Raw genomic sequence first — 16,753 nt, 5'->3', positions numbered from 1 at the left:
GGGCCCACTGAAAGCACTTTCCAAAGAACGAACCTATTGCTCTTCGAAACTACTCAGGAATGAGCAATGGAAAGATTACCAACGGTTATGCGCCACCCTTTGGGCCTGGAAAACTGAGAACCGGACAGTATCCCATTCACCTTAAACCCGTCAAAACTTCGCAATCAAGTTGATGAACATCCCGCGGTCGTCAAACGTCAGGTCCGTCAGGTCGTCCGAGAACTTGCCGAAGTTGTAGCCGACGCCGACCTTATAGTTGTTCCCGATATGGCGGTATGCGGCGCCCAGCAGGCCGTATTCGGTCGTTCCAGCCTGCTCTGCGCGCAAGACGCGACCCTCGATCAACGCGTCCCATTTATGGGTCACGTGATACCGTGCGTTGGCCACGACCAGCCATGCGTCATTTTCCTGAAAGGCCGTCGTCGCATTGGGTGAGCTTTCGGAGAAACGCGCGCCGACTTTGCCGCCAAGCGTCCATTGCCGATCAACATCATAGGAGGCATCTACCGAAAAAACATGGCTTCTTTGTCTTGGCCCAGGTTGATTTGTCCCATCTACCTCTTGGCCGTAAAGATCATGCAAATAGGTGTATTTGGCGAGAACATTCAAACGATCATTGTTGATCGGGCGATAGGCATACCCCAAGGTAAATTCCGCAAACCGACCATCTGGTATCGAGGAGCCGTCGGTGTCCGTGTAGCTTCCATCAAAGCTCAGCAACAGGCGGCGTTCCTCGTCAAGCTTGTAGCGCAGGGTCCCTGACATAGCGACAGTATCAGCGTCACGGCGGGTGCCGGATAGAATACCCTTGTCGCGCCGCAACTCGAGGCGGCCCCGCGCAGAGATACCCGTTTGGGTTTCATAGCGGGCGCCAAAGGACAAGGCCGTGCGATCAAAGTCGCCAGCGGGATCATTGATGCGCCCGATCTCGGCGGATGCGGAATAGGTCAGGCTTTCGCTGCGCTCGTAATCCACCCCATAGGTCGACGTCAGCGAGCGGTGGGTGCCGAAGAGATCATAGGTGTTTTCGGCGTAAACCGACACGTCACGACCCAATTTGCGGCGGCCCCCTGCGATGAATTGACCACGGTCTTTGCCCGCCAATGTCACGCCATTAAACTCGCGCCGAGGGTCCAGCGTGTAGCCGAAGTAGGACGACGTATCGCCCCCGTCGTCATATGTGACTAATGCCAAGGCCCCTACCCCAGTGGAGCCGTCAGACACCTCCCCCTCATAGGCCCAGTTCTCGGCAAACTCGTAGCGGGCCCCTGCCCCAACGCGGTTGTTGCGGGTCAGGCCACCTGACCGTTTCACCGTACCTTGCGCGAAGACATACCATTCCAACCGCTCGCTTTCGGTGATGGTCAGCTTGGCCGCCACATCCGTGCGTTCGCCCGTCTCAGCCGCGTCACCCGGTGTGTTTTTGCGGATATGCTCGATACCGAAGTCCCATGTGAACCGCTCGGACGCTTTATAGGTCAGCTCGGCGCCCGCTTCTTGCAGGGTTTTGCCAGCGCTGTCCTCGAAGTCGTCATAATACAGCCGCCACGAGAGCTGCTGAGACGGATGGTATTCCAGCGCGAAGCCGTAAAGCTCTTCGTCATTCGCGGTCTGGTAATCCAGCGTCGAGAACCCAGCCTCGCGCTGTTCTGCATAAAAGCTAAAGCGCCCGTTGAGGTCGGGATTCAGATCAGCAAACTCTATCTGCCCACGTGCAAGATAGGCCTCGCCAGTTCCCCCCGCGGCTGCCGTGTTGGACACAATGAGCCCCCCATCAGCCGAGAAGGATTGGCCAAACCCTGGCCCTTCGGTGCGGGCATATTCCAGATCAACATAGGTGTTGTCGGTCAGCTCATAGCGCAAATCGACACCTTGGGCCGTTTGGTCGGCGACATCCGTTTGCTCAACCATGCCAGTCGCGCCAAAGCGCAAGTTGTCGGTTGCCCAAACCTCGACACGCCCGCCATAGGCATAGCCATCAATGGTGCCTGCGGTAGGCGTAAATTCGTAGTTCACAGTCAGCAGGACCGTGTTCTCGCCCAGCGGGTCGGTGATCACAGTGCCGCCGCCCACAGCACCCGTCAGGGGCCTGTCGAGGGTCACAATCCCTTGCAGGTAGTTGATGTCGTAGTCGCGGCCATAGACCAATGTTTCGCGGCTGATCACCCGATTGGTGTCGGGGTCGCGAATTTCGACGCTGATCGTCTCGGACCCGATAGACAGGTCTTGGCGTTGCAAGAAATAGACCGAGCCGCCGGTGCCGCGGAATACATCGCGCCCCGGTAGGTTGTCCGGTTGTGCGGCGTAAAGATCAACGCTGGCGCGTGGCTCACCTTTGGCGGTTTGGGCCTGCGTTGCGTAATGGCCTTGGAAGCCATAGAGCGTCCGTTCGTTGCGCAAAAAGGCAGAGCCATTGATGTTGCCCTTGTAGTTCCCCCACAGCGCGTAGTTGCCGTCTTTTTCAGCCTTCAGATAGAATTTTCCAGAGGTCGGGGCATCTTCCTCGATGGTGCTGTCATCGCCGTAAACCGGATAGGCCTTGTCGCTATCAAGCCGCAGTAGCAGATGGCGCGGGTCTTTCTTGTCGATGTTGCGGAAGATGTCGGACAGGTCTTCTTCGCCGGTGTCGGCGCTTGCGGTGATCTGCCAGCCGTTGCCAGTCTTGCCTTTGGTATAGAAGGCCAAACGCCCTTCGCTGTAGCTTTTGTCAAAGCTGCCGCCAGCTGCGTCTTTGCCGCCATCGGTGCGGTAGCCAAAGGTCAAATCCACCGTGGCCACGCCAAACCATTCCGAGCGCGGGATGGTGATGTCGCGCTGCAAGAACACGTTCTCCCCTGCCCCGCTGACCTGCACCTCTACCTGCGCGTCGCCAGCAGGCAAAATGCGCTGCACGATGAAGCTGCCATCAGGCGCGGGGGTGATCGTCTCGCCCAAGGTTTGAACCGTGGCACCGTGGCGGACGCCCGTGCCATAAACGGTGACCGCACCTCCAGAAATCGGGATGCGGCGAATGGCGGTCCGGTCGGACCCTTCCTCAACCTCAGCCAAATTGCCGCCGGCATCACCGTTCTGCGCTTGGTTCAACCCAAGCGCTTCGGTCTCGTCAAACCGGCCGCGCGCATCATAGACGCGGTGAATGGCCACGAGGTCGTCGCCCTCCGGCACTTGCACCGTGACGGAGCCGTTCGGGCTGACAGGCACAACCGCCACGACCCGCGGGCCAGAGCGCGCGGAATAATCGACAAACCGCACTTCGCCCCGCGCAATATAGGCTGGGTAGTTCGTTTTGGAGCGGAAGCTGATCGTATCCCCCGCCTTGTAGTTTTTCTGCGCGTTAGTGATCGCCAGATCAAGCGATGGGTCGGCCCCAAGGCCGTCGAACTTCACCTGAATATCGGCGTTGGACAGGGCGATGTCGGTCTTGCGCGTAAGGTCCTCGACCCGCGCGTCACCCACAACAGTTTCGCCGTCAATGGAGATAGAGAACCCCGAACCGTCTACCACATTGGTGTCATTATCGATCTCGGAGTTGGCCCCAAGATCAACGACCACAACCTCACCCGCATTGGGTTGCTCGCAGGCAGCGGGCAGGCCACCGTTCACGGTGCAATCCACCTTGAGGCTTTGAGTGTGGCCCGCAACGGCACTCAGTGCCAGAACGGATAAGCTTGCCAGAGCGCGGATGGTCAAGGTCGTCGTCTTCATTGGTCCGCCTCCTGCCGTTTGACCCGTTTGATCGTTTTCTCAATGTTCAGTTTGTACCTTCCGCCCCCGCGCCATTTCTCGCGGATCAGGTCCTCTACCAGCTTGATGCGGGCACGGGCCTGTTTCGGCTCCTCCCCGCGCAGGATGTAGCTCAGGCGCAGAACCGACGGGGTGACCTCGATCTTGGCAATCAACCGCTCCACGCCCTTGACCAGCGCATTGGACATCTTGCCGTCCGCCGTAAAGGCCCGCGCGGTCAGATCAATATCAACCACATTGGACAAAGCCGCGCCGAAGTTCAGCTTGGCGAATTTACCGGCTGTCACACGGATAACGCGCGGGTTTTCGGTGGTGACGCGGTAGCCCGTCGGCAAGGTCCGCGTGTCCAGCTTCAGCGTGAAGTTGGAGCCAATGGACTTCGGCAACTCGGCGCAGGGCACATGGTAGCGGCCATATTCATCAGTGGTAATCAGGTAGCCCTGCACCGTCGCCAAACGCACACCCGGCAGGCCCGGCTCGCCTTGATCTTGGTAGCCGTTCTGGTTCACGTCATCGAAAACTTTCCCAATGATATCAGAGCAGTCGAAGACATGTTCCGGCTCAATCCGCACCACGGCAGTGGCGGTGTTTGACAATTGATTGCCAGCGGCATCGGTCATGAAGGCACGGTTGATCAGCTCCCCGTAGCTGCCATTGGCGGCAACGCGCGCGGCAAGGGTCACGGTGATCGTTTGCGTCGGCGCAATGCTCAGGCCCGCCCACGTCAGGCGCAGGCCGTTCACCGTGGGCTCCGATGGGGCGCCATCAACAGCGGCGCTGTTGGGTGTGTACAGCAGGCCAGCCGGCAGCACGTCGACAAGGTTCATATTGCTGACCGTGTTTGACGTGTTGTTGGTAAAGGCCAAGGTGAAATTCACCGTCTCGCCAAAGACAGCGCTTTCCCGATCCGCCTGTTTGGTGGCCAGAATATCAGGGATACCTTGGCAGTTTTCCAAAGGCAGGTTGTTGTTGATGATGAACGGATCACCTGGTGCAAAGGTGAAGGACGTGTAGAACTGATTGCCCGCACTGGAGAAGTCAGACAGCACGTTGGTATTGCCCAACTCAGAGCCGCCCAGCGACGCCGGATTGGCAGGCAGCAGCGAAGACGCCGCGATATTGCCTTGGCTCAGACGTGTGGTGCTGGGTTGGCCCAAGGCCGGATAGGTGGCGTTCAACGTATAGGTTCCAGGGCGGGTCACAAAGAACACGAACTGACCATTGGCACCGTCTTGGACGATGCGAATGTTGTTCGAGAAGCCAACGCCCGTCTGGGTGCCCGCAGGTCCGGTGACCGAGATCGAGCCACCCGGCAAAATGCGACCATCGTCTTCGCAGTAGAAATAGCCGGTCGGGTCAAAGTCCTCGGCGTCACAGATGCCATCGCCATCGCGGTCATTGCCGGACAATGGGTTACATCCCTCAATACCGTCCAGAATGCCGTCCCCATCGGTGTCGGCCAAGGCAACCGTCGCGGGGTTGCTTGGGGTCGGCGTGCTCAACTCGGTTGAGGTGACATTGCCGATGTTGCCCGCCGTCGCCGTTCCAGGGTCCACCTGATAGACCACGTCTATTTCAACGGTGCCGGTCTCATTCGGGGCCAAACTTGCATCGCCGGTTATGGTGTCAAAGACCGTGACGCCGTCATAGGAGGAATTCGCGGTTGGCGTACCTCCAAAGCCCGAAACGCGCACGCTGCTGCCAAAGGGGGCTTCGGTCAAAATGGTTGCCGTTCCTGCAAAGTCGGACAAGTCATCCGTCACCTGATAGCCGCTTTGGGTGATGTTGCCGGTGTTTTCAGTGACCAGCGTAAAGGTCACCTGATAAACTCCGGGGAACAAGGCCGTTGGCTCGCTTGCGGTTTTTGTCAGGGTGTTGGACGGCTGGGCATCAATGGCGGCCACTGTCGGGTCATCCAAGTCATTGCCGTCGGTCGTGTCATCATCGCGAGATACGTCCGACAGGGTCGCGCCAAGAGGCGTCGTGGCCGTGGCGGTGGCCGAGTTCGAGACCCCGCCCGCGTCCACATCTTCCAGTTGCAACGTATAGAGCACCTCGTAGGTGGCGGTCTCGTCGACCAGCACCGTGCCCTCTGCTGATCCTTCGCTTGCAGACACAAAGCGCACGCTATCGACAGTTAAGTCACCCCCGCCAATACGGGTCATGGAATCTGCCACGCTGACGTTGTTTAGGGTCACATTTCCGGTGTTTTCCACGGTGACAGAGAAGGCCACAACATCGCCAGCACGCAGGCCTGGGGTGGTCAGCGTTTTGACAACATCCAAACCTGGTTCCGCCGGAATGGAAACGACAGTCGGGTCATCTTCAGTGTTGCCATCGAACGGGTCATCATTGGCGGATGTGTCGGTGACGCTGGATCCATCTGGCGCTTCACCCGTAATGGTGGCCGAGTTTGAAATCCCGCCCGCGTCAATGTCTTCTTGGGTCAGAACATGCGTCGCCTGCCAAACGATCTCTGTGCTGGCGGGCAAGTCGGTGGTGCCGGACTGGTTCACCAAGCTCGGCGCGGGCAACGGGGTGCCATCCGCGCGTGTCAGCGTGTCGGTGATGGTCACGCCGGTCACATCGACATTGCCGGTATTGCGTGCGGTGATGGTCCAGACGACCGTCTCACCGGCAATGGTGCCCGGGGTGCCGGAAACAGCCTTCACGGTCGTGATCTGCGGCTCGGAGGTGATGTCGAATGGCGTCACATCATCGGTGGTGTTGCCGTCGCCATCGTTCCCATTGTCAGATACATCGCTGACGCTGCCTGTGCCAGTTGGGCCGTCAGCCGTCACGGTGGCGGTGTTGGTGAAGCCGCCCGCGTTGATGTCGCTTTGTGTGATCACATGGGTGGCGCTGTAGACCCAAGTCTCGTCTACATCCAAGGCACCATCATTGTCGGTATCCCCGTTTTGGAAGGCAAAGGCCGTCGTCAGCGCGGTTGGCGTGTTGTTGTTGCGCACCATTGTATCGGTGATCGAGGGCGAAGTTAGGGTCACATTTCCGGTGTTCTCGACACTTAGGAAGTAGGTGACAATGTCGTCGACACTTTGACCTGTAGTCGTCGCTATCTTTGTTGCCTCAAGCGCAGGCGCACGTAGCGGGCCTGGCACAGTGATCGTGTCTGTGTTCGACGTATCGTTGCCCAGCAAGTCGGTTCCGGTGACGTTGACGCTATTGGTAACGCCCGCCTCATCGACCATGTCTTGCGTCACCTCAAGTATGAACGAGCAGGTGACCCCATCCACTTCAAGCGGTGCCAAGCGGTCAATGATACAGGCCGGACCAACGTCAAGCACATCATCTACCATGATGTTTTGCAGGGTGGTCGTCCCCGTGTTGGTCACTTCGAAGCTAAATGTAACGTCACTGCCAACAGGGCCAAGCGTGGTCGGGCTGGCCGATTTTTCAACCGTCAGGCTGGGCGCGGCAGGTGGCACATCTGTGTTCTCTACCGCATCAATCGGGCCTACGCCTGCGCCCGTTGGTGTCTGCGCTGTGGCGCTGGCAATGTTCTCGATACCGCCATTGTCGATGTCTTCTTGGGTGACTTGGTAGTCCTCGGAACAGGTCAACGTGTCCCCGCGGGCCAAGGTCGCCACTTCGCACACCAAACCCGGCAAGCGATCGTCGGTCACAGCCACCGTGTTCAAGGTTTGGTTCCCTGTGTTGGTGACGATCAGCGTATAGGTGATGATGCTGTCAACTGGGCCAGACGGGTTCGGGTTCGATGTTTTGTCCAACGTCAACGCGGGGCGCTCATCTGCGGCAACCGTTTCGGTGGTCGGGGCGGATGTCACCGGTGTGGGGTTGGTCGGATCACCGAAGCTGGTTTGCGCATAGGCTTCGTTGATGACTTCTCCCTCATCCAGATCGTCTTGCGTCACCGCATAGGTAAATTCGCAAGAGATTGTCTGTCCGGCACTCAGGGTCGAATCCCCTGCGGGCAATGGGCAATCCAGACCGGTGTCCCCGCCTGGGATCTTGTCATCAAAGATCGTCACGGCGGCGCTGAAAGCCTGCGTGCCGTCGTTGGTCACGTCAAAGGTATAGGTCAAAATATCCCCGACTTCCGCAAAGGTAGAGCCTGCGGCGGCCGTTTTGACGATGCTGATCGACGGTGTTGCGTTGTCTGGGATGGTCTCGGATGTCAGCGGGCTTTCGATGGTGCCGCTGGTGGACGACGCAAGGTTCGTCACGGTGAACAAGGTCACGTCATCGGCGGTGATCGTATAGGTGCCGACACACTGCAAACTGTCGTCTGGCAACAGGCCACCTGCGGGCAAGTCTTCACAGGTCACGGCTGGGATCAGGTTGTCGGACACGGTGATCGGATCCGTCAGCGTCACGTTCCCGTTGTTTGTGACCGTGTAGGTGTAATTGACTTCATTACCTTCGTCGAAATCAGCAGGCGGCACGGAGTCGGCTACTTTTTCGACTTCCATGGACGGGTTTTGCAACGCCGGTACGGTGATCGTGTCTTCAGGGCTGGTTGAGGTGCCATCAGATGCGGTGGCCGCATTGGTGAAGCTGCCGGTATCCAGATCTTCCTGTGTCACGAAATACGACCCCATGCACACCACTTCTGCGTCAGGGGCAAGCGTTGCGGCCGGACAAACCACAGCGCCACCTTGGTCTTCGATCAACTGGTCAGACACCGTGAACGGGCCTTCAAGTGTCACATTCCCCGTGTTGGTGATTGTGAAGTCGAATTTGATCTCTTGGTCTAAGGTGTCGTAGTTTCCTGGCTCTGCTGCGTCCAAAGTCTTTTCTATGCTCAGGGACGGATCAGCGGGCACTACCAGCGCGGTGGGGTCATCTTCGGTGTTGCCGTCGCCGTCATCGCCATTGTCTGTCACGTCACTCACCGGTGATCCCACAGGTGGGGTGCCCGATACTGTGGCCGTATTCGCAATGCCGCCCGCGTCGATGTCTTCTTGAACCAAACGGTAGCTCGCCACGAATGTCGCGGTCTCGCCGGGGATCAAGGTGCCAGAAGGTGAGTTCTGATCCGCGCTTTGGAATGCAGGCTGGGTCGTCAATGTCAGCGGTGTGTTGGCGGCATCTGAACGGGTCAGCGTGTCGGAGCCCACTGTCACACCGGTCAGCGTCACATTGCCGGTGTTCGTCGCGGTGATCTTGAAGGTAACCACTTCGCCCACCGTCACAGTGCTGGAGGTGATTGTTTTCTCCCCCTCAATCGCGGGTTGGGACGGCACAGAGAACACAGTCGGGCTGTCTTCGCCGCTGGGCTGGCCATTTCCGGACCGGTCTTCCGCCGCGTCGCCATTCGGGCCGTTGCTGGTCGCCAGCACTTGGTTCGCCACACCACCGGCGTCGATGTCGGCTTGGTCTAGGACGTATGTGGCCTCGTAAGTCCAAGTCTCGTCCACATCAAGCTTGCCCGCGGCGCCCGTGTCGTTGGTGTCCCAATCTGGGCCGGAGGTCAGCACCAAAGGCGTGCCATCTGTGCGGGTCAATGTATCAACCAACACCGGCGCATCCAAAGTGACGTTGCCGCTGTTTCTGACCGTGATAGCAAAGGTGATGGTGGAGCCAGCGGTCGTCCCTGTCGATCCGCTGACCAGCTTCACAACGTCCAAGGCCGGATTTGTCGCCTCGACCGGAATTGTGACGGTTTTCTCGTCCGTCACTGGGTCCGTTCCCGGTGGGCCCGTGGCGCTGACGCTGGCAGTGTTGGTCAACGGGTTGCCCGCATCGATATCGGCTTGGGTCACCGTGTAGCTGGCGGTGAATTCTGCGATGTCACCCGGGGCCAATATGTCCCAGCTGCCATTGGCGCCGCTGTCGGTGCTGTCATTTGCGGGCGCCGTGTCGGTGCGCAGGGTATCGCCCGCGATGGCTAGAACATTCGTGCCCGCCGCACTCGTTTGGCTGTCGGTCACAGCTGCATTAAACAAACGCGTATTGCCGGTGTTTTCAACGGTATAGCTGTATTCAATGACGTCACCCTCAACTGCGTTTGTTGGGATAGACGGCGTTTTGACCAAGGCCACGCCCGTTGTGCGGGTGCCCTCAACGGTTTCCGTGGCCTCCGCTGGGGTCGTGATCTCGGATGAGGTCACTTCCGCTTCATTGGTGACGAAGCCCGCATCCATGTCAATCTGGGTGACCTCATAGGTCCGCGTGCATTGAACGGTCTCGGTCGGCAGCAAACCTGCGGCCGGAATGGTGCCGCAGTCAAAGGTGCCGATCTTGTCGTCAAAGACGCTGGGTTGGGCAAATAGGGTCACATTGCCGGCGTTGCCGACCACATAGGTGTAGGTGATGATATCGCCAGCTGCGGTGAAATCCGAGACATCCGCAGTCTTGGACATGGCGAAGGCAGGTTCCGCGTCGGGGCCTTGAACCGTCACCGATCCCGTGCCTTCGACACTGCCGCCTGTGCGAGGGGTTCCTGTGGCTGTCGCGTCATTGTCGAAAGAGCCGTTGTCGATTTCGTCCTGCGTCATGATGACTTCAAAGAAACACGACGTCGAAACCTCGCCTGGTGCCAGCGTGCCAATGCTGCAATTCGCCGGTGTCGCTGCGTTGACTGTGCTGGGCGTGTCCAAAACAGTGACGCCATCAACTGTAATATTGCCGGAGTTCACGACGGTGATCGCGAATGTGACGACTTGATCAACCCCCGAGTAAGCAGGGTCGCCTGCGCCGGGCACTGGGGTTACGGCCTTCGTTACGGTCAATTCCGGTCCCGTCGGGTCCACGTCTGTAAATGTGTTGGTCACAGAGTCCGTCTGGCTGTCGCCGCGCGGGTCATTGCCCATGGCCGAGGCCGTGTTGACGACCTCTTGGTCATCGATGTTGTCTTGGGTCAACGTGTAGCTGCCGGTACAGGTCAGCAGCTCGTCAGGTGCCAGTTCAACATTCGCAGGGGCCGCGATCTGGCCGCCTGCCCCGTCAGCGACAGTACAGGTCAAACTGTCGATCAGATCATCGGTGATCATCACCTGATCCAAGGTCTGGTTACCGGTGTTGGTCGCGATCAGTGTATATTCAATTGTCTCGCCAACTTTCGGGTTTGTTGGCCCTCCAGTGACGGATTTTGTCACGGTGATGCCGGGGTCGGCTGCAGAGGGAACCGTGGCTGTCGCCGGTGCGGATACCACTGTGATCGGGTTCGGGTTGTTCGGGGCAAAGATCGTTGTCGCAATCGCTTCATTCACCACTTCGCCTGCGTCCAAATCGTCTTGGGTGACGAAATACTCAGCCGTGCAGGTGTCAAATTCTCCGGCGTCGAAAGTGTCCGGTAAAGCGGGCGTAAAGCAGGTAAACGACGGACCGATGTCGGGGTCATTGATTTCAATGGGCTGCGAGAAAGAGGCCCCCGGCGGGTTGACCGAAGTGTTTTCCACCCTGAACTCGAACTCGATCCGGTCACCCACAGCGCTAAATCCGTCGCCACTGACAACGGTTTTCGTCAAGGACAAAGACGGATCAGCCCCTGCAGGAACTGTTTCAGATGTTTGCGGGCTGGTCGTTGTGCCGTCCGAGACCGAAGCAAGGTTGGTAACCTCACCCAAATCCACGTCAACAAGCGTGACCTGATAGGTCGCGGTACAAGTGTAGGATGCATTGGGATCGATGCGCAAAGGCGTCAAAACCCCGCCGCCCGCAGGACAAGAAACACTTGCAATGCGGCTGTCGGTGACCGTCAGGGACGATGTGTCAATCTCGGTGTTGCCGGTGTTTCGGATGATGTATTCATAGGCAACGATACCGTTGTTTTGGAAGTTGACGCTGGTGTTGTTCTTCTCGACCGACAAGCCCGGCTCCTGCACCGCTGATGCGGTAAAGTCATCTGTCGCATCTGTCGGAACATCGGGGCTGGAGGCGGTTCCGACATTGGTGATCGATCCCACGTTGATGGCATCTTGGGTCGCACTCCAAACAAGTTCGCAAGTGACGCTGTCGCCAGGGGCAACCGGCACAGGCCCGCAGGTTGTGGTGCCCGCAATCTGGTCATCTGATACCGTGATTGGCGATGTTAGGGTCTCATTGCCGGTGTTTTCGACCGTGTATTCATAGGTGATCTGGTCGCCGACATTGGTAAAGGTTGTGGCCGATCCGGATTTGATGGCTTTCGAAATAGTGAAGGCTGGCGCCTGTTGTGCGTTGACGGTTTCGCTGTCTGGGGCCGTCGTGGCGGTGGTCGGGTTGGCTTCGCCGTTGATACGTTGCTCTGTGGCGGCGGTCGCGGTGTTGGTTACAGCGCCAAGGTCGATATCTTCTTGGGTGACTTCGTAGTCAGCCGTGCAGGTGTGTATGGCCCCAGGGGCCAGACCCGTGATCGGCAAATTGGGACATGTCACGGGGACCGTGATGTTCGGGGTTCGCGAGGTGACAGAATCCGTCACTGTGATCGCACCATTCAACGTCACATTCGAGGTGTTGGTGACGTCATATTCATATGTGATGACCTCCCCGACCGTTGAGAAGGTTGTGCCAAATGTCTCTCGCTTGTTGAGCGACAGGGAAAGGGTCTGCGTAGGTCCCGTTACGGTTTCCGCATCTTCATCCGTCACTGCGGCCCCGCCGACCAAGCTTTCGCCGGTAACCGTCGCGGTATTTGTATAGCTCGATGCGTCTACATCCCCTTGATCAAAGGACTTGGTGAAGGACATCGGCGCGCCGCCCACACAGGTGGTGGTGCTGTTGGCTGCGGGCGCAGGCGGCAGGTCGGGCACGTCACAACGAAAGGTTTCGCCATCAGCGTCGACATCAACCAGTTCTAGGTTGGTCAATGTCACATTGCCCGTATTGGTCACGGTAAATGTAAAATCAAAACTGTCTGTTGGGCCGCTAAAGGTCGGCTGGGCTGCTGTCTTGACCACCTCAACCTGCGGATTGGCGGTCGGGCCGGTGGCGGTGTCGGTTCCGGTCTCGCTGAGCTGGGTGCCCTCTGCGCCTGTGCCGGTAACTGTGGCCAGGTTTGTAATTGATCCCGCATCAATGTCGTCTTGGTCGACCGTATAGGTCACGGTGCAGACAACTGCGTCAAATCCGGGCACGATGTCGCCCACGGCGCATGTCTCGGCTGGGGTGAAAAGAGACGCATCTTCGACATTCACACCAAGCACAGTGACATTGCCCGTGTTGCGCACGCGGATGGCAAAATCGACCGTGTCGCCGACATTCGTGTATCCGCTTAGGGCCGTTTTCTCGATTTCGATCGACGCGGTCCGCGTCGGACCATTCACAGTCTCGGAGCTGGTGTCCGGCCCATCTGTCACCAACGGGTTCGTCGCGGTCGCGGTGTTGTCCACCTGCCCTGCATCGATGTCATCTTGCGTGACAATATGGGTGAAGCGGCAAATGTCAGAACTGGTGTTTGGTGCAAGCGTTGGAATTGTGCAGCTAAATGCTGGGTCCAAAATGTCGGTCACAACAGTATTGGTGAGCGTCTTGGTGCCGTCGTTCGTCACCTCGATGGTGTAGCTGATCGCCTCTCCCACGGTGGCGAAAGTGGCTTTGTCGGCGGTTTTGCTTACCGCCAACCCAAAGATGGAGCCGGCAGGGTCTAAGGTCGAGACCTCTGTCGCATCTGGCGGGGTGAATTGGCTGCCCTGATCGCTTGCGCCAGTGGCGGTCGCGGTGTTCGTGATGGTGCCTGCATCCACGTCTTTCTGAAGCACAGTATATTGCGCGGTACATGTTCCCGTCGCACCTGGCGCAAGGTCGCTGATCGGGCAGCTTACATTCGGGATCAAGCTGTCCGAAATAGACACGCTCGCAAGCGAGACATTGCCGTCATTCACAATCGTAAAGGTGTAGGTCAGCACGTCATCTACGGCGAGGAATGTGTCCGGCCCGTCTTGTTCCTTGGCGAAGGTGAAGCTCAGGTCTTCGGTGATCGGAGTAGTTTCTACGAATTCTTGGCTGGTCACTTGGATCGTGCCGGTGCCGGTGTTGAACGGGAAGGATCCCGAAACCGTATTCACCACCTCGCCTGCGTCGCGCTCATCTTGGCTGATGTTGTTGTAATTGCGCTGACACGTATAGGAGGCGCCAACATTCAGGATGCTGGGTTGCGCACCGCCACAGATAAAGGGGGATGCGTTAATTTTGTCGTCGGTGATGGTGATCGGCGAGACGGATTCGATAATCTGTGTGTCGCCTATGTTCTCAATGGTGAACCGGTAGCGAACACTCGTGTCGGTGGCTCCGATCGGGTCCGTTAATGCTTCTTTGGTGACGCGAATGGCAGGCGTGCCCGCGTTGGAAACGGTCTCCGTTGCATCTGGGGAGGTGACAGTCCCGTCCGTTGCAGTGGCAATATTTGTAACCGCCCCCGCTGCCACATCTGCGGTCAGCAATGTGTAGTCTATGTCGCAGCTTGCAGACGCGCCGCGCGCCAAAGGCCCCGCGATGCAAGACAGGTTGTTCCCGATCTTGTTGTCATTGATCGTAAACGGGCCAGTCAGATCCGTGTTGCCGCTGTTGGTTACCGTGAAGGTGTAGGTGATCGTCTCCCCAACCGAGAATGACGCAGGATCGGCACCGGTTTTCACCAATGTTAGAGCCGGATTTTGCACCGCTGGGACCGTCAGGGTTTCTTCCGAAGAGGTGACAGTTTCCGTGCCCCCTGCCCCAGCTGTGGTGGCAGATGCGGTCGCTAGGTTGACGACTTCGCCCGCATTCAAATCCGACTGCAAGGTCGAATAACTGGCCGTACAGGTCGTGCTTGCATCTGGTAAAATATCGCCAGCCGGACAAGAGACCGCCCCGAGAATATCGACCTGATCGTCTACAACGCTTGGGTTTTGCAGCGTGACATTGCCCGTGTTTGTCAGGACATATTCATACTCGATTGTTTGGGCTGCATCATCGAATGACGTCGGCGACGAGGAGGCCAAACGCTTAACCAAGGTCAAGCCGGTTGTGCGCGTTGCCGTCACTGTTGCTTCGGCCGATTTATCGACGTTCACGCCGCCCACGGTGATGTCAGCCGTTACTTCATTGTCGATCTTGCCGTCATTGATATCGCCTTGAAGCACATCATAGCTGACCTGACACACCACGGTTTGGGTTGGCGCAACCGGACCGGTCGGGCAGCTTACCGATGCCCCCGCCAAAGCCTCTGTCACAACCGGCGTGTTCGGGAAGGTCACATTCCCTGTGTTTGTGATCTCGATGTTGTATTGCAGTGTCTCGCCAACGTCGGAATAGGTGCCGTTCAATGCGGTTTTGGCGATTGTAAAATCGGGGGCCGCCGCAGGGCCCGGAATGCTGAGGCTGTCTGATGCGGGTGCTACGGTTCCACGCGCCGCAGTCGCGGTTCCCCGTGCGACGTTCACCAGTTCATTGGCGGGGTTCGCCGCGAAATCATCAACGTCAGACTGTAGAACGGTGTAGCTTGCGGTACAGCTATCGCTTTCTCCCGGCAGCAATTGCGCAATAGTACAGCTGAACGCTGGAATAAGATCATCCGACAGCTGAACATTGGTGAGTGTCACATTGCCATCATTTGTGGCTGTGATCACATAGGGAACGGTTGAGTTCGCATTGCCGAAAGTCTGGCCCGGTGCGTCCAACACGGAGGTCTTGCTGATGCTCAGAACAGGTGCGGCGGTTGGTCCGTTAATGGTGACCGTGTCTTCAACAGCCCCCAAGTCGCCCTCATCAGGCTGCCCTTCCCCGCTCGCGATATTCGTTAAGAAACCGCGATCAATGTCGTCTTGGTCAATCTCATACACAACCGAACAGGTTGCTTGCTCCGGTCCGCGCACATCCTCAAAGGGGCGCGGGTTGATGGTCGTGACATTACAAACGATTGGGGTGGCACTTTCGTCAATCTGGTCGTCCTCAACAACCAAGTTGCGAATGGAAACGGACCCGACGTTGCTGATGACATATGTATAGGTAACTGGATCCCCAACGGCCGCGTAAGTCGGGACCGAGGCGGTTTTTTCAATCGTGTAACCCGGGGCAACTGTCGAAATTTCGGGTCGGGAAAGCCTCGGTCCCAGCTGGAAGTTCCAAAAGTTGTCATTCGGATCATCGTCGCGAACCTGCGTTACGGTTCTGCCGGTGTCCAAAAGATTGTCCAACAAGGCGGGGTTGGATGAGTTGAACCAGCCGGTGTTGAATGTGTTGTTCCCGAAGCCATCCACAAAACCCTGAGATTGCAGCCCGTTTGTCGAGGTGATCTCTGTCGTCCGCCCCGACCAGTTGCCAACATCAAAGCCGTTGATCACAAGGTTGATATCGTTCTCGTCAAAGCCGTTAACTTGGGTATCCCCATCAAAGGCCGAGAAGCGAATATAGACATTGGCAAGATCGCCACCAAAATAGTCACGACATGAACTAAAGCCACAATCCAAGGGGATCGGGTCGTTTACGGTGAAGGGGTTGCCCTCAAGTTCGTTGCGGTTCGCGCGGTTGTTGAACCCGCGAAAGGCGTTCGAAGGGTCAGAGAACTGGTAATAGATGTTTCCGTTGACACCCACCATGACGATGGCCACCCCACCCGCTTCTGGATAGTCGTCCGGAAGCGTGATTGATGTGCCGGGAACGGTTGTCGTAAACGTTGTCGCGTCTACCTGTGCAGGGCTTGCAATTACACCCGCAGCAATAACGCTGCTGAATAATGAAATACCACGCTTATAGCAGCGGGCGAAAATGGTCATATTCAATGTCCCTGTCACATATCTTCGGTTGGTTCCGAAGTTAGGTTGGAGTTGAAAAACACTACGCACCGACTACGCGGCGGACACGGGGAAAAAACCGAACTAATAAGCTTCAAACAGTAGCGGCATTTTTTGCGCTATGAGTATATTTTGCGACAAGGATTCTCAATCTGCAGCTGTGATGCCAAATCAGCACAGTCAGGAATCCTATCCAGCCAGAGGCGCTTTTACGGCGTGTTGTGGCGGCAAATCGGGCCTGAGCCCTAGGTAGAGCCAAGAATCAGTTGCCAGACGCCCCATTTTTGATCTAAGAAACGATAAACAAAGCGCTATCGAAAAAAAGCGTTACTCAA

Annotated in this window: 2 protein-coding genes; both read right to left on the bottom strand. The window is 57.6% G+C overall.

Annotation, left to right across the window (positions count from 1 at the left end):
* Positions 1 to 150: 150 nt before the first annotated feature.
* Positions 151 to 3,705, bottom strand: coding sequence for a hypothetical protein (locus Q0746_RS05630; protein ID WP_298258136.1), 3,555 nt, complete (start codon positions 3,703 to 3,705; stop codon positions 151 to 153).
* Complete coding sequence (locus Q0746_RS05625) at positions 3,702 to 16,400, bottom strand: hypothetical protein (protein ID WP_298258134.1); 12,699 nt, start codon at positions 16,398 to 16,400, stop codon at positions 3,702 to 3,704. The genes Q0746_RS05630 and Q0746_RS05625 overlap by 4 nt, the downstream gene beginning before the upstream one ends.
* Positions 16,401 to 16,753: the final 353 nt, after the last annotated feature.

The sequence above is a fragment of the uncultured Litoreibacter sp. genome, from assembly GCF_947487515.1.
Classification (GTDB): domain Bacteria; phylum Pseudomonadota; class Alphaproteobacteria; order Rhodobacterales; family Rhodobacteraceae; genus Litoreibacter.
This window is presented reverse-complemented; position numbering and strand designations above follow the sequence as displayed.

Bases quoted from the DNA above. Each gene is read 5' to 3' on its own strand.
- Q0746_RS05630 (WP_298258136.1), bottom strand. From the start codon at position 3,705: ATGAAGACGACGACCTTGACCATCCGCGCTCTGGCAAGCTTATCCGTT.
- Q0746_RS05625 (WP_298258134.1), bottom strand. From the start codon at position 16,400: ATGACCATTTTCGCCCGCTGCTATAAGCGTGGTATTTCATTATTCAGC.